Raw genomic sequence first — 21,532 nt, 5'->3', positions numbered from 1 at the left:
GCCAGTTGTATCCCGTCACCGGACAATCATAACTTTGAGGAATAGATGCCCCGCCTGCTTGTAAACTATGCCCATCCCGGCCAACGTCATTCCCGCGTCAACAAAGCCATGGCGAAAGAAGCAGCAGCAATAGAAGGCATCACATTCATTGATCTCTACGCCTATTACCCCCGTCTGATGGTCGATATCGACCAGGAACAGCAGCGTCTGATGGAACACGACATTATCGTCTTCCAGTTTCCTCTGTTCTGGTACTCGACACCGGCCATGGTCAAGGAGTGGCTTGATCTGGTTCTCGAACCCGGCTTTGCCTATGGCGAAGGCGGTGACAAGCTCGCGGGCAAATCCCTTCTGCTGGCCCTGACTGCCGGAAGCCCCCAGGAGGCCTATTCCGGTTCAGGCTATCAGGGGGCGGAGCTTACCGACTTTCTGTTGCCGCTTCGCAAGACAGCAGAAGTCTGCCAGATGAATTTCCTCTCCCCCTATGTCCTCTTTGACTCTCTGGGGACCTACCAGCAAAGCGATGCGAACGCTCACATCAAGGGCTACCGCATCCTGCTCAACGCCCTGCATGATGAACTCTATGACTTTGAAGAGGCCGCGAAACGCGATCTGATACTCTGTGATGACATCCCGCTTGTCAGAGGAGTAAACGCATGACCGACCTGCTTGTTCTCTCGTTCGTTTTACTGATTTCCGGTGTGATCGCCGTCCCTCTTGCGTCCCGCCTCGGACTGGGGTCCGTTCTCGGTTTCCTGCTCGCCGGCGTCGTCATTGCCCCCGTTCTTCAGGCCCTGCACGTCGATGTTCTCAGCCTGCAGCACTTCGCCGAGTTCGGTGTTGTCATGATGCTTTTTCTTGTCGGTCTGGAGCTTGAGCCCCAAATCCTCTGGAAAATGAAGCTCAGGCTTCTGGGGCTTGGCGGCCTGCAGGTCGGTCTGACCACAGCTGTGGTTATGGCTGCAGCCATGGCACTGGGACACCCCTGGAGCATCTCTCTGGCCGTTGGCCTCACCCTGGCGCTCTCCTCCACAGCCATTGTCCTGCAGACACTGAACGAAAAGGGCCTGATGAAAAGCGACGGCGGGCAAAGCAGCTTTTCCGTCCTGCTCTTTCAGGATATCGCCGTCATCCCGATGCTGGCCCTTCTGCCGCTCCTCGCCCTGCCTGAACTGGTCGACCCCTTTCAGAACCTTGCAGAGGAGACAGGTCACGAAACCGATACAGCCAAACGCTGGTTCGAGACCCTTCCCGGATGGCTGCGAGCCACCATCACTGCCGGAGCCATCGCCGCCGTCATCGGCGCGGGCAACTTTCTGACCCGCCCCTTCTTTCACTTTGTGTCACAAGCCAGAATGCGTGAGCTGTTTGTGGCAACCGCCCTGATGATGATCATCGGTATTGCCCTGCTCATGACCTTTGTCGGCCTGTCTCCGGCTCTGGGGACCTTCCTTGCAGGGGTCGTGCTGGCCAACAGCGAATACAGACACGAGCTTGAGAGCAATCTCGCGCCCTTCAAGGGACTTCTGCTCGGACTCTTTTTCATCACAGTCGGGGCCGGAATCAACTTCGAGCTGCTGTTTGGCTCCTTCTTCTCCATTCTGGGGATGACTTTCGGGCTGATCGTGATCAAGGTCGGGATTCTCTACGCCCTGGCCCTGATCTTCAAAATTGACACACTCGACAGATGGCTCTTCTCGCTGGGACTGGCCCAGGCCGGGGAATTCGGTTTTGTCCTGCTGTCCTTTACAGTCGCCAATGCTGTTATCCCAAAGGATCTCGCTGATCAGCTCCTGCTGGTTGTCGCCCTTTCCATGCTTCTGACACCACTGCTCTTTATCGCAAACGAGCGCTTCATCCTGCCCCGTTTCCAGAAGGGGGAAAGGCGGGAGCCGGACGAGATCGACAGCTCCGGCCCCATCATTATCGCCGGTCATGGCCGTTTTGGTGGCATTGTCAACCGCATCCTCCGCCGCGCCGGACACGAAACCGTGGTGCTGGACAACTCGTCACGTCACCTCGAGATGCTCCGAACCTTCGGCTTCAAGGCCTTCTTCGGAGACCCAACGCGCCCGGAACTGCTCCATGCCGCAGGAATTGAAACGGCAAAGGCCCTGATCATTGCCATCGATGACCGCCGCCAGGCTGTCGAGCTGGTTCATTACGTGCACCAGAACCATCCGCATATCCACATGGTTGCCCGCGCACTGGATCGCACGCACGTCTATGAGCTCTACGCAGCCGGATGTCGGGATATTGTCAGGGAAACCTTCGACAGTGGCGTCCGGGCTGGCCGCTATGCACTGGAAGCCATGGGAATGCACCCCTATACAGCGCAAAAAATGGCCGAGGATTTCGTCATTGCCGACCGCCACAACATCGCGGAGATGGCCCCTCTCTATGATCCGGACATCCCGTTTCACCTCAACAAGCCCTATGTTGAAAAGGCGCGGGAACTCAGAAAAGAGGAAGACGACAGCTTTATCGAAGGCAAGGCAATCTACCTGAACCGTGTCGATCGGAGCTGGGCTCCGCCAAGCGAGGCAGACATGCGCAAGACAAGGGAACAGCTGAGCGGCGGCAATACGACGACGGACAGCGACCAGTAACCGGTCTCTGGCTAAGCCAGCGGCAAGGGTTCAATGGAATAGCTGAAGCTGTCGTGACGCTTTTCATCGTCATAGAGCTTCATGGTCTTGTCACTTCGATCGAGCACACAGAGAATCAGAACATGGGTCACAGACTGTCCGTCCTCGGAAAGAGGAACAGAAATTTCGCTGGCCTTGATGAAGTTGCCATCTGCACAGCAGAAATCTCCCCTGATTTCAAAGGGGCGCACATGCGTGGAGGTTTTCTCTATCGTCTCCCTGTACAGGGTTCTGCATTCATCGTGCGGAATCTCCTGAACGGAAAAGCCTGTAAAGTCACGCCGGTATTCCTCAACAATCCCTGTACCGATAAGCGTGAAAACCCAGTCATCCCGCTCGCGTTTCAACAGAATCATATTGGCCGCAACCGAAGCAAAAACTTCCAGCTGAATATCGCTTTTGCAAATCCAGCCTTCCGGCGTTGCTGCCCTGGCATAAAAATCTGAAAAAAACTTCAGTTTCCGAGAGTTTTCCTCCATTCGCAATCCTGTCCTGTCCGTCACAATCTCACCCAAACACACAAATCATAGTGCAAAAACAGCAAAAATTGAATTGCATAGGCAAGCTGCCCTGAAAAACAAACGCCAACCAGGCCTTCCAAAGTCTGTATCACCCGACAGAAAAGCCTAAAAAAGACAATCCCCTAATCCCTTTTCCGCTTTATTTGCAAATGATTATCATCTGATCATGAGAATGTTGCTTGACATGATGTGCCAATTGGCCTGATAAGGCTGCTTCGCACCACAGGCATTATGCCCGGTGGACGACAAATCGCCTTTTCTTTTATCCACGTGATTTCCCGGTCAGTCCTGGCATTTTGCCGACCAGAGGGAAAAGGAGAGTTTGTTGAACGATTCTCAAGACCTCCCCCATAAAATCTATGGCCTTGACCGCTGGGGCAAGGGACTGGTTTCCGTCCTTCCCAACGGAGATGTTGCCCTGAGCAATCCTCTCCACCCGGATGCACCCAAGGTCAGTCTTCCCGACATCGTCAAGGACCTGCAACAAAGGGGTATTCACTCTCCCCTTCTGCTGCGCGTCGGTTCCTTTCTGAAACACGAGATTGTCCGGATCAACGAGAGCTTCCAAGCCGCAATCGCCAACACGGGCTACAAGGGCCTCTATCGGGGTGTCTTCCCGATCAAGGTCAACCAGCAGGCCCAGGTTGTCGACCGCATCATCGAATACGGCCGTCCCTACTCCTTTGGTCTGGAAGCCGGGTCGAAACCGGAGCTTGTCATTGCCCTGGCACACGCGCTGGAAAAGGACGCGCTGATCGTCTGTAACGGTGTGAAGGACAAGGAATTTGTCCGTCTTGCCATCCTGTCGCGCAAGCTTGGTTTCAACACCATTATCGTTCTGGAAAGCCCGCGCGAACTGGATACCGTTATCGAGGTTGTCGAGGAACTGGGCGACGAACCTCTGCTGGGGGTCCGGGTCAAACTGACAAACGAAATCACGGGCAACTGGTCTGAAAGCTCCGGTGACCGTTCCACCTTCGGCATGAACACCGATCAGCTGGTCGCTGTCATTGACCGCCTGCGCGAGGTTGACCTGCTACACTGCCTGAAGCTTCAGCACTCCCATCTCGGTTCGCAGGTTCCGGATGTCAATGATGTCCGCCGTTCTGTCTCGGAAGCCTGTCGCTACTTTGCAGAGATGAGCCGTGAGGGTGCCCCCCTCACTCACCTCGACCTCGGCGGCGGTCTGGGTGTTGACTACACCGGGGAAAAGAAAGCCTCTGAGAACTCGGTGAACTACTCCGTCGAGGAATATTGCACCAACGTTGTGGAAACTGTGGCCTATGCCATGGACGAAGCCGGCCTGAAGCATCCGACACTGGTAACGGAATCAGGCCGCGCTGTTTCTGCAACCTCCTCCATGCTGATCTTCGATGTCCTGGAAGCCACCCTGTTTGATGCAGGCGATTCCCCGGGTGTTGAAGAGGGTGATCATCACCTCGTGTCCGATCTCGCAGCTGTTGGAGGTTACCTCAATCACACCCGTCTCCAGGAATGTATCAACGATGCGACCTATTACCGGAACGAGCTTCGCGCCCTGTTCCGTCGCGGCTACATCGACCTGAGACAGATGGCGCGCGCGGAACGGATCTACCTGCATCTGACGGCGCGCTTCAAGGAAACAGCACGGATTGCCGAGAACCCATCGGAGGTTGATGCCCATCTTGAGCGTCTCGCCGATATCTATCACTGCAATTTCTCGCTTTTCCAGTCACTGCCGGATGTCTGGGCCATTGATCAGCTCCACCCTGTCGTTCCCCTGCAAAAGCTGAACGAACCGACAGACCGCAGAGCCATCCTGTCCGACATCACTTGTGATTCCGATGGCAAGATCGACAGCTTTATTCTGGAAGACGGTGTTCACCCGTCGCTGCCTGTTCACAGCCTGTCAGAAGACGAAACCTATTATATGGGCGTCTTCTTCGTCGGAGCCTATCAGGAAACGCTGGGCGATCTGCACAACCTGTTTGGCGACACCAACGTTGCAACGATCGACCTGCTGCCGGATGGCGGCTTCGATCTGCTGCAGGAAGTCGAGGGCGACACCATTTCGCAGGTGATGAGCTACGTCGAATTTGATCCACGCGACTGTGTTGATGCCTTCCGCAAGATGGTCGACGGTGCGATTTCAACAGGAAAGATCAAGGCCAGGGATCGTCGGGAACTGATGTCTGCCTATCGCGACAGCATCAACGGTTACACCTATTACGAATAATCACGGAAATACCTTCACCTCCAACCAAGGGAGAAGACAATGAGCAAGACACTTGTTATCGGTGCAGGCGGCGTTTCCCACGCAGCTCTTCACAAAATGGCGATGAACGCTGACATTTTTGGGGAAATCACACTGGCATCCCGTCGCAAGTTCAAATGTGACGCCATTGCCAAAAGCGTTCTGGAAAAGACAGGCGTAAGCATCAAGACAGCAGAAGTTGACGCCATGGATGTGGCCGCGACAGTCGCCCTGATCAGGGAAAGCGGTGCAGACCTGCTGGTCAATCTGGCGCTGCCCTATCAGGATCTGAAACTGATGGACGCCTGTCTTGAAGCCGGGATCAACTATCTGGATACAGCCAACTACGAGCCGGAAGACAACGCCAAGTTCGAATACCACTGGCAATGGGCCTATCAGGACCGCTTCAGGGAAGCAGGCCTGACAGCCATTCTCGGCTCCGGTTTCGATCCGGGGGTCACCTCCGTTTTCGCAACATGGATCCGCAAGCACAAACTCGACAGCATCCGCCAGGTTGATGTTCTCGACTGTAACGGCGGTGACAACGGCAAGGCCTTTGCGACCAACTTCAACCCGGAAATCAACATCCGTGAAGTCACAGCAGATGCACGCCACTGGGAAAACGGTGACTGGGTTGTCACTCCGGCCATGACCGAGAAAGTCGCATTCGACTTCCCCGGCGTTGGCGAGAAAAACATGTACCTCATGTACCATGAGGAACTGGAAAGCATGAAAACCCACTTCCCGGAAATCGAGCGCGCCCGCTTCTGGATGACCTTCGGCGATGCCTACATCAATCACGTCACTGTCCTGCAAAACGTTGGCATGACCTCCATCGAACCTGTCATGCACGAAGGCAAGGAAATCATCCCGCTCCAGTTCCTGAAAACCGTCCTGCCTGATCCGGGTGATCTGGGCGAGGTGACCAAGGGCAAGACCTGTATCGGTGACATCATCACCGGTTCAAAGGACGGCGTGGAGAAAACCTATTACATCTACAACATCTGCGATCACGAGGAATGCTACAGGGAAGTCGGCAGTCAGGCTGTCAGCTACACCACGGCAGTTCCGGCAATGATCGGTGCAGCCATGGTCAAGAAAGGCATCTGGAACGAGCCGGGTGTCTGGAACATGGAACAGCTTGATCCGGATGCTTTCATGGACATGCTGAACGAGCACGGTCTGCCCTGGCAGGTGACCGAGCTGGATGGACCTGTCGAATTCTGATTTCGGGGATCGGACAGTCTCATGACAGAGATGATGAAGACCCAGGCAGGTGATGCGGGCGCGTTCCGGGATTTTGATCCCGGACGCGTCCCCTCCCCCTGTTTTGTTGTGGACAAGGCGGCAGTTGAACGCAATCTCTCCATCCTGAAGGATGTCAGCGATCGCTCGGGTGCACGCATTCTGGCTGCACTGAAGGCCTTTTCCTTTTTTGAACTGGCCCCGCTGGTTCGGGACTATCTGCACGGCACCTGTGCTTCGGGTCTCTATGAAGCCAAACTGGGACACAGCCATTACGGCGGTGAAGTTACAACCTTCTGTGCCGGTTACAAAGACAGTGACATGGAAGCCATTCTGGAACTTTCCGATCACGTGATCTTCAATTCCCCGAGCCAGAAAGAGCGCTTCATCGGGCAGTTGAAAGCCCATCCCCGCTCAATCCATGCAGGTCTTCGCATCAACCCCGAACACTCGGAAGGCGAGGTTGCAAAGTACGACCCCTGCGCTCCTTGCTCCCGCCTGGGGTTCCCGGTTTCACAGCTCACAGCCGATATCATGGAAGGTCTCGAGGGCCTCCATATGCACACGCTCTGTGAACAGGAATTCGAGCCACTCAAGCGCACCTGGGACTCTGTAAAGGAGAAGCTGGCTCCCTACTTCGGGCAGTTGAAATGGCTGAATTTTGGCGGTGGACACCACATCACGCGGTCCGACTATGACCGTGAAGCCCTGATTGCCTTTATCAGGGACATCCGCGAGGAAACCGGACTGGATGTCTATCTGGAGCCGGGGGAAGCTGTTGCACTGGATGCAGGCATTCTGATCGGGGAAGTCCTCGACCTTCCCCGCAACGGAATGGATCTCGCCATCACGGATATTTCCGCAACCTGCCATATGCCGGATGTGATCGAAGCGCCCTATCGCCCGCAAATGATGCAGGAAGTCGAAGAAGGACACCTCTATCGCTTTGGTGGCCCCTCCTGTCTGGCCGGAGATGTCATCGGCGACTATGCCCTGGCTGAGCCTCTCAGAGTCGGTGATCGCATTGTCTTTCTGGATCAGGGGCACTATTCAATGGTGAAAACCAACACCTTTAATGGGGTTCCCCTCCCTGCAATCGCACTGTGGGACAGCAGAACAGACGACCTCAAAATGGTTCGCGAATTCGGATACGAAGACTTCCTGAACCGTCTTTCATAGGAACAAGAACAATGAGCATTTTCCTGGACAGCGAACTCTCTGCAGAAGAGCGCCTGGAAGAAAAGGCTTTCTTCACGGTTATCCCTGTGCCGCTTGAGCGGACTGTTTCCTATGGCTCCGGAACAGCAAAAGGACCGGAAGCCATCATTGAGGCCAGCAACGAGCTGGAACGCCTTTGCGCAGACAGCTTCCCATGCGAAAAAGGCATTTTCACCCAGGATGCTCTGGATTGCGAGGGACCACTTCCCGAAGTCATGGAGCGTCTGGCACAGCGCACAGAAACCGCCGTAAAGGCAGGAAAGCTGCCGGTAACCCTGGGGGGCGAACACTCGCTGTCCTACGGTGCTGTGATGGGGGTGGCCCGTGCACTGAACAAGCCTGTCGGCATCGTCCAGATTGATGCACACGCCGATCTGCGCATTGCCTATCAGGGCAACCCGCACTCTCACGCCTCGGTCATGAACCTGCTGGCTGAAGAAGGCATTAAGCTGGCCCAGTTCGGTGTCCGTGCCCTCTGTGAGCAGGAATCCCGGTCACGCGAGAAATTCGGCGTGTTCTTCGAGGATGCCGAGGACCTCGTTTCCGGGAACATGCATGCTGTGGATCTTCCTGTCGATTTTCCGGAGTTGATCTATATCTCCTTTGATGTCGATGGTCTGGACCCGTCACAGATGCCTGCAACGGGCACTCCTGTTCCGGGTGGCCTGAGCTATTATCAGGCTCTGCATCTGGTGGAACATGCTCTTGTCGGACGCCGATGCGTGGGCATGGACATTGTTGAACTGGCCCCTGATGGCAACAGCGCCTGGGATTTCACAGCCGCGCAGATTACCTATCGCATGATGGCCGCTGCACTCAAATCCCGGTAGGGATTCCAGGCAGGCAGACGTTCCTTTTCTGCAGCGCCCGGACAAAAAAGAACCAAGCTTACAAAACTGTAAGGTCTTCGACAGCTTGTGATGAAGTTGGGTGCCTATCTTCCTCTTATCAACACACATTGTGACCAAGAGGAACACACCCATGAAAAAACAGAAAATCCTGCTCATTACCTCTGCCATTGCAATACTGAGCGGCAGTATCGCTGTCGCCCAGGTTGCCGAAACAGCAGCAACGAACACCCCTGAGGAAAAGGCCGCAGCATTCGATCCGGAAAGCCTGAGCGATGAGGATCAGCAGCTTTTCGGGAAGTTCCAGGAATGGTACGGTTACCTCTCTGACAACGAAGACAGGAAACGGTGCCGCAAAGGCAGAAAACACAAGAAACACAAACACGGCCATGACCACGGACACGACGATCATCATGATCATGATGATGACGACGATGACCACCGCCATGACCATGACGGATCACTGTCCGGAAACTCTGCAGCAGAACCTTCATCAGCAGGATAGGAGCTTCTGACAGGCCAGGGCTCTTCAGGCCTGATCCTTCCCGGGAAAGGTTCCTGTTGTCTGTTATGGCAAACAGGCTGCAATATGGATCAGGCCTGCCCCCGTCACACCCCTTTGAACAGCACTCACTCCTTCAAGGCTTTGCAAATGAAGATACTCCTGCTTGAAGATGACAAGGAAATAGGAACCTGGATTTCAGACGGCCTGTCCCAAAGCGGGCATGTCGTCGACTGGCTCGAAAACGGTCGCGATGCACTGGTTGCGGCCAACAGCTACAGCTACGACGTTCTGATCCTTGATCGCATGACACCGGAACTGGATGGCCTGACGGTTCTGAAATCACTTCGGGCAGCAAAGAACACAACACCGGCGCTTTTTCTGACAGCCCTGTCCGATGTCGATTCCCGCGTTGAAGGTCTGCATGCCGGAGGAGACGACTATCTTTCCAAACCCTTCGCCTTTTCCGAGCTGGAAGCCCGTGTCATCGCGCTGGGACGACGCAATGTCCAGACAATGGAAACAGAGCCGACAGCCCTGGTTGCAGGCGACATCACCCTTGATCTTCTCAGGCACAGCTGCATCAGGCAGGGACAGAAGATAGAGCTGAACCCAAAGGAGTTCAGACTTCTTGAGAGCTTTATTCGTGCAAGGGGCAGGGTTCTCACCCGCAACATGCTTCTGGAAAAGGTCTGGGACATGAACTTTGATCCGACAACCAGTGTTGTTGAAACCCATGTCAGCCGCCTGCGTTCCAAAATAGAAAAGCCCTTCGGGGACACTGTCATCAAAACCATCCGAGGCACGGGTTATATCTTTGAAGAAAAATCCTGACACACGCGTCCCCTTCTACAAGCTCTCGGCACTGCGGCAGGCCCTGTTGCTCACCCTTGCCTTTGCCGGTGTTCTTCTGCTCGCCTCCTTTTTTGCGCATCAGGAGTTTCAGGAAGAGTTTGAAGAGCGGATCCGCAGTGAGTTGAACCTCCGTTTTGCGGTTATTTCCGAGGAAATCGACATTAACGGATTTCAGCAAAGCGCCTATCCCGATACCGGCACCGCCCAGGTCTTCTTCCTCCAGTCTCCGGATCATCCTCTCAATTCCCTTTTCAAGCGCAACGGCTTTTTCAGGGGAGACAGAATCACGCATGAAACCGAGCGTTTTCATGGTCGGCAACTCTTCTCCAGATGGTCCCGGCGGCACAAGGAGTACGAAGACGATGACGATGACGATGATGAGGACGGAGAAAAAGGCAAACCACACCACCATCCCCGGGGTCCCGGTTTCAAACTGCATGATGACGACTGGATGTATCTTGTCAGATCAACCGACGAAGGCCGCCTGGTGATTGGCACAAATATGGGCCGTCAGGAACTTTTCACGGAAATCCTGCTCCAGACGCTCCTTGTAACAGGCCTGTCCACTGTCGGGATTTCCATGGCTCTGGGCCTGTTTCTGGGGCTTCGGACACAAAAGCGGATCAATGCCATTTCCTCCGTCCTCCAGAGAGTTGCAGGCGGAGACATGACCGCCCGCCTGAACAGGGCAGCAGGAGGAGATGATCTGGACAGGCTGGCCCAAAGCATCGACGACACCACAGCCAGACTGGAAATTCTTCTGCATCAGGCCAGAAACTTCTCGGCCAATATCGCACATGACCTGAAAACCCCGCTGACACACCTGCGGATCCGTCTGGAAAAAACAATGACCAGACTGACAGCAGAAGACACCGGATCCGGGGACATCGGGCTGGCCCTTGAACAGGCTGACAGGATCATTGCCATCTTCGATGCCTTCCTCCGTATTGCAAAGCTGGAAGCAGGCACCACCAAAGCCAGTTTCACTCCGCTGCAACTCGATGAAATTGCACAGGAAATTTTCTGTATCTACGAACCTGTTGTCGAAGACAGCAAGCGCTCCCTTAAACTGGAAAAAAGCCCGTCCCCCGCAATTGAGGGGGACCGCATCCTGCTGATCCAGATGCTGGCAAACATGATTGAAAACGGCCTGCGTCACACTCCCCAGGGAAGTGAACTCACACTTGTCGCAAGCCGCTCAGAACTCGGCCTGCGCGACACAGGCCCCGGCATTCCGGCAGAAGAGCGCGACAAGGTTGTCCAGCCTCTCTACAGGCTTGAAAAAAGCAGGACAACAGAAGGATCAGGTCTCGGGCTTTCCCTGATCAGGACAATTGCAGAACTGCATGGCGCAGAACTCGTTCTCTCTGACAACGAGGAAAACGGGGGACAGGGGCTTTTTGTCAGAGCGCGCTTTAACCAGAACCAGTCATCATACAAAAACTTCAACTGACAGAGCTTCCCCGAAAAGACTGTCCCGGCGGAAACTCTAGTGCCTGACCCGTCGCATTTCGCCCGGTGTCATCTCAAAGTGCCGTTTGAAGGCCCTGTTAAAGGCAGCCTCCGAGGCGTAGCCGACCTGTTCGGCAATGTCGATCAGAGGCAGGTCACTCTCCAGAAGATCCCGGCGGGCCAGCTGCATGCGCCAGTGCGTGACATAGGACAGTGGCGTCATCCCGATCAGGGCTGTGAACTTCTCGGCAAAGACAGTGCGGGACATTCCGGCTTCTGCCGCCATGGTCTCAACAGTCCAGTTGCTTTCCGGGGCCTGATGAACCCTGGCCAGACAGCGACTGAATTTCGGATTGAGCAGAGCCGCCAGCGTCCCGGCCTGATCCCCGTTCTTTTCAACAAAGGCGCGGATGACCTGGATAAAGATGATTTCTGTCAGGCGATGCACAATGGCCTCGGCCCCCGCAGCGTCCGACATCACCTCTGCCGAGACAAACCGCATGACGGATTCAAGCCAGTAGGCGTTCATGGTCTGGGTGTTCGGAATATGGATGTAACGGGGCAGATCATTCAGCAGGGGATGCATCACACCTTCCTCAAACTCGAAGTGCCCGCAAAAGAGCTTGCAGACGCCTCCGTCCTGATCCCCTCCGTAGGTCAGGGCTCCCTGCCCGGTATAGCCCGCCCGATGGACCACATCATCGACCATAATGGCCTCTCGGTCGCGCTCGTCACTCAGCACATGTGCCGCGCCGTGCGGGATCACAATCAGATCGCCGGTAGACAGATGAACCGGTTCCTCAACGCCCTCCACCTTGAGCCAGCACTCGCCGCGCATGGCCATATGAAAGCGCGCCACATTCCGGAAAGCAGGCACCTGGACACCCCAGGGTGGACTGAAGTGCGTGTGGAAATAGATCGCACCGCGCAGTTTCAGAATGTTGAGAATTTGACTGAGCGCATCATCTGCCATGACCGGCCTCCTTGTTCATGACACCAGAAGATACCGAAAAAACGGTTTTCGCAAGCACTCCGGACGATCGATCAAAAACTCCGGCCTTTTGCGCATGGATCAATCGCAGGCAGACGCGCAAGACTTTCAGCCAGTCAAAGAAGACTACGATCTTTTGCGGTACAGACACCCTTCAGAAAAAAGGAAAGCGAACAATGGATATCCGCTTTGTAACCAAAAACCTGCACGCCTATCTCGACTACCCTGTTGCCCTGGCTCTTATGGGGCTTCCCACCCTGCTCAATCTGGGCAGCTCCCATCCGCTGGCTTTCTGGGTTTCCACCATTACAGGCTGCGCAGCCCTGTTGCTGACCATTTTCACAGATCACCATCTCGGCCTGATCCGCGTCCTGCCCTATCGCCTGCATCTCGCCGTGGACCTGAGCGTCGGCCTGGTCTTCGCCCTTGTGCCTTTCATCTTTGGCTTCAGCGGCCTTGATGCCTGGTACTACTGGCTCAACGGTGGCGCGGTTCTCTTTGTCGTTGGCCTGCACAAGCCCGAAGTTTCTGCAATCAGCGCAGCCCACTCCTGATCATACGTTCGCCTTTTTCTCTTTTTCCGGATGATCTGCAAACAAGACTGAACTTTCGGGCATGGATTGAACGGAAGAAAGAACCAACGATAGAGGTGTCAGGTCACTTCCCTGACACAACCCATAACGGAGGAAACAAACAATGAAACGCACACTGACCCTTTCCGCACTTGCTGTTACCGGCCTGATGGCCCTGACACCTGCAGCCTTTGCCGCGGATGAGTACAACACATCCAGCGGCCTGACAGCAGCCGGTGCTCCGCTGGGTCTGCACGGTGTTGATCCGGTTGCCTTTGTCGATCTGGGCAACCGTATCGACGGGACTGCAAAGCACACAGCCACACATGACGGCGTGGCCTATTACTTTGCATCCGAAGACACCAAGAAGGCTTTCGAAGCCAACCCTGCAGCCTACCTGCCGGAGAACGGCGGTTTTTGCACCTACGGTGTTTCTGTCGGCAAGAAGTTTGATGGTGATCCGCAGTTTGCTGCCGTTGTCGACGACAAGCTTTACCTCTTCCTGAACGAGGAGATCTTCCGTGCTTTCCAGCAGGATGTTGACGGCACCATCAAAAAGGCTGCAGACAACTGGAAGAAGATCCGTTCGACTGCAGCATCCGAGCTGTAATCGTCCACGCTCTCCTGGACATCATGGAAAAGGCGGGATCCTCACCCGCCTTTTTCTATGTCCCGCCAATCACAGCTGTGATCCTGTCGGCCGTCTCCATCACCATCCGACCCAGTTCGTCCAGACGCTGAGGTGTAACCCTCACAGACGGTCCTGAAATCGAAATGGCCGCGACAGCCTCGTGATGCTCGTCGTAGATATTGGCAGCCAGACAGGTCAGACCGATTTTCTGTTCTTCATCATCAACGGCAAACCCCTTTTGGCGAACGCTGTCCAGCTCCTGCAAAAGAGCTTCCCGCGATGTCAGGCTCCTGTCTGTCAGCCCTGTCAGTTCAAGTCCTTCAACAATCCCCCGGGCTTCCCTTTCGGGCAAAGCTGAAAGCAGGGCCTTGCCAACTGCCGTCGCATGAAGCGGCCCCCGGCTTCCGAGATTGACCACCATGCGCATGGTGTCACGCGATTCAATCTGGGCTATAAAGACAACCTGACCTCCTTCAAGAACGGCAAGATTGCAGGTTTCCCCGCTTGCATTCATCAGGTCTTTCATCAGGGGACGCGCCTGGGTCGCAAAGCTGCGTTTCTTCAGGTAGGCATTTCCAACCGTGAAGCTGTTCACACCAACAGACCAGAGCCCAAGCTGTTCATCGTATTCCACAAACCCCATCTGCAGCATGGTACTGAGCAGGCGGTGTGTGGTCGAAGGAGCCAGTTCAACCGCTGTGGAAACCTCACCGAGATTCAGACCGTTGTCCGAAAAGCTCAGTTGCTCCAGCAGGGACAGAGCGCGTGTCAGGGACTGGACAGAGCCTGATGCAGCATTCCCCGAAGCCGGACGGCCTGCCTTGCGGCCTCTCTTTGCAGTTGTCGTCATTCTGTCCCCCGTTCCTGATCCCAAAGCAATAGCGGTTCTTTCATAAAATGAAAAGGGCGGCAGACTGTCTTGCCTTCTGCCGCCCTTTCCTCACCTCTGTGCGATAGTCCTAGGCATACTTTGCCTTTGCTTCACGGCGACGGGCGTGCAGGACAGGCTCTGTGTAACCGCTTGGTTGTTCACAGCCCCTGAAGACCAGATCACAGGACGCCTGAAAGGCAACAGACCTTTCAAAATCATCAGACATGGGGCGATAGGAGGGATCCCCGGCATTCTGTTGATCCACAACACTGGCCATCCGTTTGAGCACGTCCATAACCTCTTGCTCACTGCACAGGCCGTGCCTGAGCCAGTTGGCCAGATGCTGACTGGAAATGCGCAGCGTTGCCCGATCTTCCATCAGGCCAACATTGTTGATGTCCGGAACCTTGGAACAGCCCACACCCTGCTCCACCCAGCGCACAACATAACCCAGCAGCCCCTGGGCATTGTTCTCCAGTTCAGAGCGAATGGCGGCGGCATCAGGGCGCTGATTGTCCAGCAGGGAAAGGGTCAGGATATCATCCAGACTGGCGCGACCACGTGATTTCAACTGATCCTGAACCGCAAAGACATCGACCTGATGATAGTGCATGGCATGCAGGGTCGCAGCCGTAGGGGAAGGAACCCAAGCGCAGTTTGCACCGGCTTTCGGATGCCCGATCTTGGTGTCAATCATAGTCGCCATGTCATCCGGAACAGCCCACATTCCCTTGCCGATCTGGGCCTTGCCCTGAAACCCGACCTCCAGCCCGACATCAACGTTCCAGTCTTCATAGGCCGCAATCCAGCGTTCTCCCTTGATATCGTTCTTGCGCTTGAAGGCCCCCGCTTCCATCGAGGTGTGGATCTCGTCACCCGTCCGGTCCAGAAAACCGGTGTTGATGAAAACAATACGATCCCGGACCTGACGGATACATTCCTTGAGGTTCACCGTTGTCCGGCGCTCCTCATCCATCACACCGACCTTGACCGTATGACGAGGCAGTCCAAGAGTGTCCTCAACCCTGTTAAAGAGATCATTGGTCAGAGCCACTTCTTCCGGCCCATGCATCTTCGGCTTCACGATATAGACACTGCCCGTGCGGCTGTTGCCCTTGCGCTGGAAATCGTGCAGGGCACAGGCTGCTGTCACGAAACCATCCATCAGGCCTTCGGGAATTTCATTGCCCCCTGCATCCAGGATGGCATCGGTGGTCATCAGGTGCCCGACATTGCGAACCAGCAACAGGCTGCGCCCGTGGAGTGTCAGGGACTGCCCGTCCAGGGCTGTGAAGTGACGATCCCCGTTCAGGGTCCGGGTCACCTGCCTGCCACCCTTTTCGAAGCTCTCGCTCAAATCCCCTTTCATCAGGCCGAGCCAGTTGCTGTAGACCACGCACTTGTCCTCGGCATCGACGGCCGCAACAGAGTCCTCGCAATCCTGGATGGTGCTGAGTGCTGATTCCAGCACAATATCCTTCACACCTGCAGCGGAGGACTTTCCGATCGGGTGATCGCGGTCGATCTGGACTTCAACGTGCAGCCCGTTGTTTTTCAGCAGAATGGACTGCCGCTCTCCATCGACAGAGAAACCGACAAACTGTGCTGCATCCCTGAGGGACGTTGTCTCGCCGGAACCGAGGGTCATGGAAAGGGTTGCAGGACCGGACGAGCTGTCAATCGTATAAGCCGTCACATCACCGTGCCTGCCGGCAAGCAGGGGAGCGGCCTCATCAAGAAATTCAGCGGCACGACGGATCACCGCTTCCCCGCGCTTTTCATTGTAACCGGTCCCCTTTGCCAGCTCTCCTTCCCCGGAGATCGCATTGGTGCCATAGAGCGCGTCATAGAGGCTGCCCCAGCGGGCATTGGCAGCATTGAGGGCAAAGCGCGCGTTCATCACAGGGACAACCAACTGCGCACCCGCAATGGAAGCAATTTCCTCGTCCACGTTTTCCGTACCGATGGAAAAGGCTTCGCCCTCTTCGACCAGATAACCGATTTCCTTCAGAAAGGCCCTGTATCCTTCAGGATTGGTTCTGACGTCATTTTCACGATGCCACTGATCCAGCTTGATCTGGAGTTCATCGCGTCTGGCCAGCAGGTCCTTTGTCCGTGGTCCCAGCTCTGCAACAGCCTTTTCCAGACCCGCCCAGAAATCCCCGGGCCTGACGGCTGTACCGGCAAGAACCTGATTTTCGATCAAATCGTGCAATGGCGCTGCGATCTGCAAGCCACCCTTTGAAACGCGTGCTGTCATTTTGAAACCTCATTCATATCTGTCACTGGCTGATCTTCAGACCCGATCAGTCTCGTTTGGAGATCTACTGTTCCAATTGTCAGACTAGCAGAGTTTTCAAAAAAATGAAATTAAATTCCGCATTATGGAATAATGAATGCAACACATTGTTTTAAAATAATATTTTCTTCGAAAACGATTCCTGATCCTTTCAGAGAAAGAACAGGAATCGCTTTCCTTTCGACTGAAGGCTTCAGGGCCATCGGGGAAAATGTGCGTCAGGTTCTGTCTGAGCCAGCCGGTTAAAGCTGTTGGTAAAGTGGCAATGCGCAATCTCTGCAACAATCGCAACCAGTTGCTCGTCATCAAACCCGTCTTCACGCGCACGGGACAGCTCTGCGTCACCGAGTTGCCCACCTGTTTCGACAAGACGCCGCGTCAGGGCCTGAAGCTTTGCAGCCCGGCTGTCACCTTCGAGTTTCTGTCCGGATGCAACTGTTCTGATCATATCCATGTCGACACCACGCTGCTCGGCCATATTCAGATGAGCCGGCACACAGTAGTGGCAGCCGTTTTGCACAGCCATATCCATACAGATCACCTCGCGATCCTCGACAGACAGGCCGCAGCTGTCCAGTGCCGCCCAGAAGGACAGGAAACCGTCCAGCACTTTCGGATTGTGCGCCATGGCATCCGAAATGTTCAACCGCCGTCCCCACTGGCGTTTGACCTTCTCCAGAACCTGTTTCTGTTCCCGGCTGGCCGTTTCCACTGTGACGTTCTCTATACGCTGCATCTGTTCCTGCTCCCGTTCAGATTTTCGCCTATCAATCCACAATTTACCCGGACGGGCAAAGATCAAAAGGTTCTGCTCACCACGAAGTGATCCCCCAGAACAGCAAAAAACCCCGCAAAACTGCGGGGCTTTTCAGGGATTTCCGGAACGTTACGAGATAAGCCAGGTTTTAACAGCCGCATAGCCGTTGGAAAGGACCTGGTTCGGATCGTCAACCCAACCCGCAACATCCTTGCTGGAACCTTCCAGCCAGTTGTTGAACATGGGCACAATCAGGCCGCCTTCATCACGCAGGAGCATGCCCATATCGTGATAAAGCCCCTTGCGCTTGGCCTGATCCGTCTCACCACGCGCAGTCAGAAGCTTCTTGTCAAACTCGGCATTGTTGAAACGGGTGTCATTCCACTCTGCTGTTGAATAGTAAGCCGTCGAGAACATGCTGTCCTGTGTCGGACGACCACCCCAGTAGGACATGTGGAATGGCTGCTTGTTCCAGACTTCAGACCAGTAACCGTCATTCGGCTCACGCTTGATCTCGATGGTGATGCCGCATTTCGCAGCAGAGTTCTGGAACAGCTGGGCGGCATCAATCGCGCCCGGGAAGGCTGTCTCTGCAGTCCGCAGAACAATCGGGCCACTGTGGCCGGATTTCTTGTAGTGCTCGGCTGCCTTTTCAGGGTCGAACGCACGTTGCGGAATATCCGAAGAGAAGAACGGATAGGCCGCATTGATCGGCGTATCGTTCCCCAGAGTCCCGTGACCATAGAGAATCTGTTCAACCATCTGCTCACGATCCAGAGCGTACTTGAGCGCAAGACGCAGATCATTGTTGTCAAACGGCGCCGTGTTGGTGAACATGTTCATGCAGTAGAAACCGCGACCACCGATGGAGTGAACATCGACTGTCGGGACGCGTTCCATCAGGCCTGCAACCTTTGGCGGAATGCCGTTCACAATGTGAACCTGACCGGATTGAAGCGCGGAAACACGCGCGGTTTCATCGTTCACAACAGTCAATTCGATCGCATCAACGTGAGCACGGGTATCATCATAATAGTCGGCAAACTTTTCAAAGTTGTACTGAACACCATGCTCTGAACGTGTCACCTTGTATGGGCCCGTACCGATACCCGCATCCGGAGCATCAACACCGCCACCCGGCTGAATCACAAGGTGATAGTCGGACAGGATGAACGGCAAATCGGCGTTCGGTTCCTTACAGGTGACAACAACATCACCACCGCTTACCTCAACTCCGCTGATGGATTGAAGAACACCGAAGGCGCCTGACTTGGCATCCGGATTCAGGTGACGTTTCAGTGTTGCGGCGACATCTTCCGGTGTCATCTTTGCGCCATTGTGGAACGACACATCGTTGCGGATAGTGAAGGTCCAGACAGTCGCATCGCTGGAAGGCTTGATATCTGTCACCAGACGATAGTCCAGCGAGCCATCGGCCGTCACATCCACAAGCGCATCACCGTAGAGACGCAGCACGGAAAAGGCGACGTTGTTGGCAGCCAGTGCCGGATCAAGGCTGTCACTGGTCTGGCCACCGGAAACACCCAGTTTCATGGTTCCGCCCTTGCGCGGTCCCGCAGCCAGAACAGCATTGTTAAACAAGCTGGTTGTCAAAACTGTACTTGCGCCGAGAGCCGCCGCACGCCCGAAAAAGGCACGACGATCCATATGGCCACGACCAGCCAATCCAGCCAAATAATTCAGCTCTTTGTTCATTGATTAGACTCCCTGTTTATATTTGTTGTGAACAAAGAGTAATGGAAGCAACAGCATTCGTCCAGTAAGCGTCTGTTATTCTTTAATGTCGCCTTCCATTTTATCGCACTTTTTCACCTTTCATTTCTTTCTCGAAAACCAGTTTTTCTCCCTCATAGGCTTTGATCTGATGTTCAAATACAAATTTTTCCTTATATCCTTTCATCCTCGTCAGAATTCGACTTGAAACCTTCCATTCTGCGCGTTCCTGAGCCCGTTCCCAAAGGATTTCAACCTCTGCTGTCGCAGGGTCATCCCGGTGAATACGCCAGAATTCACGCATGGAGCTGGACGAGATGAGTCCCGTTTCCGGATCTTCACTGCTTCCATGGTCCCCGAAAAGCTCCAGCTCGATTCTCCCGTCTTTTTCGCAAGAGTTGCGGTGCTCCTTTCCGTCGCGAATTTTTCGATGCTCTGTCATCGGAATCTTTTTCGGCGCATCAAAGGAAACAGAGCTGAAATCCTGACATGAGCGCACAGGAAGCTCCAGTTCTCCGGAACGCAGAGTCAGATGAACCAGCTGCCCCTCCGGCCAGCAGTAGGGCCAGTAGCTGGAAGAGACCGCAACCCTCAGCCGATGCCCTGCGGGCAATCTGAACGCGGTCTGATCCAGGGTAATTTCAACGTCATACTCCCTTCCGGCTTCCAGCGGGACCTTCGCTTCGAAGCCGTCACGATGCTGAAGGTTCAGGAGTCCAAAGGAGATAAAACCCGACGTTCCGTCCGGACGCAGATCGCACAGTCTGACGATCACCTGCGCCGCCGGCTGATCGGAAGCAATTCCGAGCCGCACTTTCGGCGCCCCCAGAATCTCCAGATCCTCCCCGAAAGCCTCACTGTCAAAACAGGCCGACAACCGGTCATCTTCGATCTGATCATCCGGCAATTCCCCGGGTCCGAAGCCAAAGGGGAAATACTCCCCGCAATTCCTGCCAACCGCCAGATCGGCAGGAACGGCTTTAACAAAGGGACTCGCGCCCCCCAGAACACCGTCATCCCCGAAAGACAGCAAACGGGAAGACACGGTTTCAGGAGGCCAGCTGTTCTCGCCAATCCACTGTCCGGAACGATAATCCAGTGACATGGAGGGCTTGACACTGTCCATCATATAGGCCCGGTACAGAGGCTCTTCGGGCACTCCATTATCCACCCCCTTCAACCAGCAGTCCCACCACCGCAGAGCCTCATCCAGATAATTGACAGACGGCTCAATCATGCTGATATGCGGGTACTTGTGCCCCCAGGGACCGGCAACAGCCTTGACCGGAGATTGCAGATTTTCGGCCAGGTGCGCCATGGTGTTGCGATAGCCGTCATGCATCCCCCCCATTGCCAGCACCGGGATTGTGATCCTCGAATAGTCCTCACAGACAGAACCATGCTTCCAGTAGTCATCCCGGTCCGGATGGGACATCCACTCCTGGGCCAGAAACGGCATTGCCTCCAGCCGTTCCAGCCACGTATCACGCCATCTGTCGCCCACAAGCGTCGGGTCCGGCGGCATGGAGGAAATCGACATCAGGGTCGCAGCCCAGCCAATATTCTCACCAACCTGAATACCACCCTTGAAATGAATGTCATCGGCATAACGATCGACGGTTGAACCGATAGTGATAATGGCCTTCAGGGGCTCAGGCTGCAGAGCGGCCAGCTGCAAACCATTGAAACCACCCCAGGAAATCCCCTGAATCCCGATGTTTCCATCACACCAGTCCTGTGTGGCAATCCAGTTGAGGGCATCCACGCCATCCTGCAGTTCCTGTGGAGAATACTCGTCATCAAAGAGCCCTTCGCTGTCACCGCATCCCCGTCTGTCAATGCGCAGACAAACATAGCCATTGGCTGCAAAATAGGGATGCATGGTTGCATCGCGCGGGGCCGTCATGTCGCTCTTGCGGTAAGGCAGATATTCGACAATCGCAGGCAGGGGACCCTGCTGGTCTTTCGGACGCCAGACCTTTGCAGAGAGTCTGGTTCCATCCGGCAGGGGAATAGCCAAATCCCGGTTGATCTCTATCGCTTCGCGCGGGTCACCAACAGCTGTCATCATTCTTCAGGTCCCTGTTTCTGTTTTGGTGCAGCATGACCGTTTTTTGTGCTCTGTGGCAATCAGGATTTCACGCGTGAATGAAAG

General features: G+C 55.0%; 18 protein-coding genes. 11 read left to right on the top strand and 7 right to left on the bottom strand.

Annotated features, from left to right (window positions below):
- Positions 1 to 45: 45 nt before the first annotated feature.
- Positions 46 to 660, top strand: coding sequence for an NAD(P)H-dependent oxidoreductase (locus AAAH10_RS10765; RefSeq protein ID WP_343563381.1), 615 nt, complete (start codon positions 46 to 48; stop codon positions 658 to 660).
- Positions 657 to 2,609, top strand: a complete 1,953-nt coding sequence (locus AAAH10_RS10760; RefSeq protein ID WP_343563379.1) for a cation:proton antiporter domain-containing protein — start codon at positions 657 to 659, stop codon at positions 2,607 to 2,609. Before AAAH10_RS10765 ends, AAAH10_RS10760 begins: the two co-directional genes overlap by 4 nt.
- A gap of 11 nt (positions 2,610 to 2,620) precedes the next feature.
- Here the strand turns inward: AAAH10_RS10760 and AAAH10_RS10755 are convergent, their stop codons facing one another.
- The gene (locus AAAH10_RS10755; protein WP_343563377.1) at positions 2,621 to 3,127 is read right to left on the bottom strand and encodes a hypothetical protein; all 507 of its coding nucleotides are present in this window, start codon (positions 3,125 to 3,127) and stop codon (positions 2,621 to 2,623) included.
- Positions 3,128 to 3,494: 367 nt separating this feature from the next.
- On the opposite strand from AAAH10_RS10755, the gene speA reads away from it, so the two are divergent.
- The 7 genes from speA to AAAH10_RS10720 all read left to right on the top strand — a co-directional run bounded on the left by speA (position 3,495) and on the right by AAAH10_RS10720 (position 11,523).
- A complete protein-coding gene (gene speA, locus AAAH10_RS10750) occupies positions 3,495 to 5,384 on the top strand; it encodes a biosynthetic arginine decarboxylase (protein WP_343563375.1) in 1,890 nt (629 codons plus the stop codon).
- Positions 5,385 to 5,423: 39 nt separating this feature from the next.
- On the top strand, positions 5,424 to 6,629 hold the full coding sequence (locus tag AAAH10_RS10745) for a saccharopine dehydrogenase family protein (protein ID WP_343563373.1): 1,206 nt from the start codon (positions 5,424 to 5,426) through the stop codon (positions 6,627 to 6,629).
- Between the two features lie 21 nt (positions 6,630 to 6,650).
- Positions 6,651 to 7,826, top strand: a complete 1,176-nt coding sequence (gene nspC / locus AAAH10_RS10740) for a carboxynorspermidine decarboxylase (protein WP_343563371.1) — start codon at positions 6,651 to 6,653, stop codon at positions 7,824 to 7,826.
- 11 nt (positions 7,827 to 7,837) lie between these two features.
- Positions 7,838 to 8,695, top strand: coding sequence for an agmatinase (gene speB / locus AAAH10_RS10735; RefSeq protein ID WP_343563369.1), 858 nt, complete (start codon positions 7,838 to 7,840; stop codon positions 8,693 to 8,695).
- Positions 8,696 to 8,846: 151 nt separating this feature from the next.
- Positions 8,847 to 9,218, top strand: a complete 372-nt coding sequence (locus AAAH10_RS10730; RefSeq protein WP_343563367.1) for a hypothetical protein — start codon at positions 8,847 to 8,849, stop codon at positions 9,216 to 9,218.
- Between the two features lie 147 nt (positions 9,219 to 9,365).
- A complete protein-coding gene (locus AAAH10_RS10725; protein ID WP_343563365.1) occupies positions 9,366 to 10,049 on the top strand; it encodes a winged helix-turn-helix domain-containing protein in 684 nt (227 codons plus the stop codon).
- The gene (locus AAAH10_RS10720; RefSeq protein ID WP_343563363.1) at positions 10,033 to 11,523 is read left to right on the top strand and encodes a sensor histidine kinase; all 1,491 of its coding nucleotides are present in this window, start codon (positions 10,033 to 10,035) and stop codon (positions 11,521 to 11,523) included. Before AAAH10_RS10725 ends, AAAH10_RS10720 begins: the two co-directional genes overlap by 17 nt.
- A 36-nt stretch (positions 11,524 to 11,559) precedes the next feature.
- On the opposite strand, the gene AAAH10_RS10715 is transcribed toward AAAH10_RS10720, so the two are convergent.
- Positions 11,560 to 12,495 (bottom strand): AraC family transcriptional regulator, encoded by a 936-nt coding sequence (locus AAAH10_RS10715; protein WP_343563361.1) that lies wholly within the window; start codon positions 12,493 to 12,495, stop codon positions 11,560 to 11,562.
- A gap of 194 nt (positions 12,496 to 12,689) precedes the next feature.
- Here AAAH10_RS10715 and AAAH10_RS10710 point away from each other — a divergent pair, with 194 nt between their 5' ends.
- Together AAAH10_RS10710 and AAAH10_RS10705 are read left to right on the top strand one after the other, a co-directional pair.
- Entirely contained in the window at positions 12,690 to 13,067 is a 378-nt protein-coding gene (locus AAAH10_RS10710) for a hypothetical protein (protein ID WP_343563359.1), read from the top strand.
- 142 nt (positions 13,068 to 13,209) lie between these two features.
- The gene (locus AAAH10_RS10705; protein ID WP_343563357.1) at positions 13,210 to 13,695 is read left to right on the top strand and encodes a YHS domain-containing (seleno)protein; all 486 of its coding nucleotides are present in this window, start codon (positions 13,210 to 13,212) and stop codon (positions 13,693 to 13,695) included.
- A 55-nt stretch (positions 13,696 to 13,750) separates the two neighbouring features.
- On the opposite strand, the gene AAAH10_RS10700 is transcribed toward AAAH10_RS10705, so the two are convergent.
- From AAAH10_RS10700 to AAAH10_RS10680, 5 genes are all read right to left on the bottom strand, one after another.
- Positions 13,751 to 14,566, bottom strand: coding sequence for an IclR family transcriptional regulator (locus AAAH10_RS10700; RefSeq protein WP_343563355.1), 816 nt, complete (start codon positions 14,564 to 14,566; stop codon positions 13,751 to 13,753).
- A 109-nt stretch (positions 14,567 to 14,675) separates the two neighbouring features.
- Positions 14,676 to 16,847, bottom strand: coding sequence for a malate synthase G (locus AAAH10_RS10695; RefSeq protein ID WP_343563353.1), 2,172 nt, complete (start codon positions 16,845 to 16,847; stop codon positions 14,676 to 14,678).
- Between the two features lie 232 nt (positions 16,848 to 17,079).
- Positions 17,080 to 17,622, bottom strand: coding sequence for a carboxymuconolactone decarboxylase family protein (locus AAAH10_RS10690; RefSeq protein WP_343563351.1), 543 nt, complete (start codon positions 17,620 to 17,622; stop codon positions 17,080 to 17,082).
- Positions 17,623 to 17,772: 150 nt separating this feature from the next.
- Complete coding sequence (locus tag AAAH10_RS10685) at positions 17,773 to 19,359, bottom strand: ABC transporter substrate-binding protein (RefSeq protein WP_343563349.1); 1,587 nt, start codon at positions 19,357 to 19,359, stop codon at positions 17,773 to 17,775.
- A gap of 100 nt (positions 19,360 to 19,459) precedes the next feature.
- Positions 19,460 to 21,448, bottom strand: coding sequence for a CocE/NonD family hydrolase (locus tag AAAH10_RS10680; protein ID WP_343563347.1), 1,989 nt, complete (start codon positions 21,446 to 21,448; stop codon positions 19,460 to 19,462).
- Positions 21,449 to 21,532 lie beyond the last annotated feature (84 nt).

Origin of the sequence: Carbonatibacter coralli (genome assembly GCF_039592655.1) — a bacterium.
Lineage (GTDB): Bacteria > Pseudomonadota > Alphaproteobacteria > Kiloniellales > Kiloniellaceae > Carbonatibacter > Carbonatibacter coralli.
Note: the sequence above shows the minus strand (reverse complement) of the source record. Positions and strands in the feature narration are given on the sequence as shown.

What these genes read in the sequence shown, in the direction of transcription:
- AAAH10_RS10695 (WP_343563353.1), bottom strand. Translation starts at nt 16,847, where the DNA reads ATGACAGCACGCGTTTCAAAGGGTGGCTTGCAGATCGCAGCGCCATTG.
- AAAH10_RS10730 (WP_343563367.1), top strand. Translation starts at nt 8,847, where the DNA reads ATGAAAAAACAGAAAATCCTGCTCATTACCTCTGCCATTGCAATACTG.
- AAAH10_RS10725 (WP_343563365.1), top strand. Translation starts at nt 9,366, where the DNA reads ATGAAGATACTCCTGCTTGAAGATGACAAGGAAATAGGAACCTGGATT.
- AAAH10_RS10715 (WP_343563361.1), bottom strand. Translation starts at nt 12,495, where the DNA reads ATGGCAGATGATGCGCTCAGTCAAATTCTCAACATTCTGAAACTGCGC.
- AAAH10_RS10755 (WP_343563377.1), bottom strand. Translation starts at nt 3,127, where the DNA reads ATGGAGGAAAACTCTCGGAAACTGAAGTTTTTTTCAGATTTTTATGCC.
- nspC (WP_343563371.1), top strand. Translation starts at nt 6,651, where the DNA reads ATGACAGAGATGATGAAGACCCAGGCAGGTGATGCGGGCGCGTTCCGG.
- AAAH10_RS10745 (WP_343563373.1), top strand. Translation starts at nt 5,424, where the DNA reads ATGAGCAAGACACTTGTTATCGGTGCAGGCGGCGTTTCCCACGCAGCT.
- speB (WP_343563369.1), top strand. Translation starts at nt 7,838, where the DNA reads ATGAGCATTTTCCTGGACAGCGAACTCTCTGCAGAAGAGCGCCTGGAA.
- AAAH10_RS10765 (WP_343563381.1), top strand. Translation starts at nt 46, where the DNA reads ATGCCCCGCCTGCTTGTAAACTATGCCCATCCCGGCCAACGTCATTCC.
- AAAH10_RS10705 (WP_343563357.1), top strand. Translation starts at nt 13,210, where the DNA reads ATGAAACGCACACTGACCCTTTCCGCACTTGCTGTTACCGGCCTGATG.
- AAAH10_RS10700 (WP_343563355.1), bottom strand. Translation starts at nt 14,566, where the DNA reads ATGACGACAACTGCAAAGAGAGGCCGCAAGGCAGGCCGTCCGGCTTCG.
- AAAH10_RS10690 (WP_343563351.1), bottom strand. Translation starts at nt 17,622, where the DNA reads ATGCAGCGTATAGAGAACGTCACAGTGGAAACGGCCAGCCGGGAACAG.
- AAAH10_RS10680 (WP_343563347.1), bottom strand. Translation starts at nt 21,448, where the DNA reads ATGATGACAGCTGTTGGTGACCCGCGCGAAGCGATAGAGATCAACCGG.
- AAAH10_RS10685 (WP_343563349.1), bottom strand. Translation starts at nt 19,359, where the DNA reads ATGAACAAAGAGCTGAATTATTTGGCTGGATTGGCTGGTCGTGGCCAT.
- AAAH10_RS10710 (WP_343563359.1), top strand. Translation starts at nt 12,690, where the DNA reads ATGGATATCCGCTTTGTAACCAAAAACCTGCACGCCTATCTCGACTAC.
- AAAH10_RS10760 (WP_343563379.1), top strand. Translation starts at nt 657, where the DNA reads ATGACCGACCTGCTTGTTCTCTCGTTCGTTTTACTGATTTCCGGTGTG.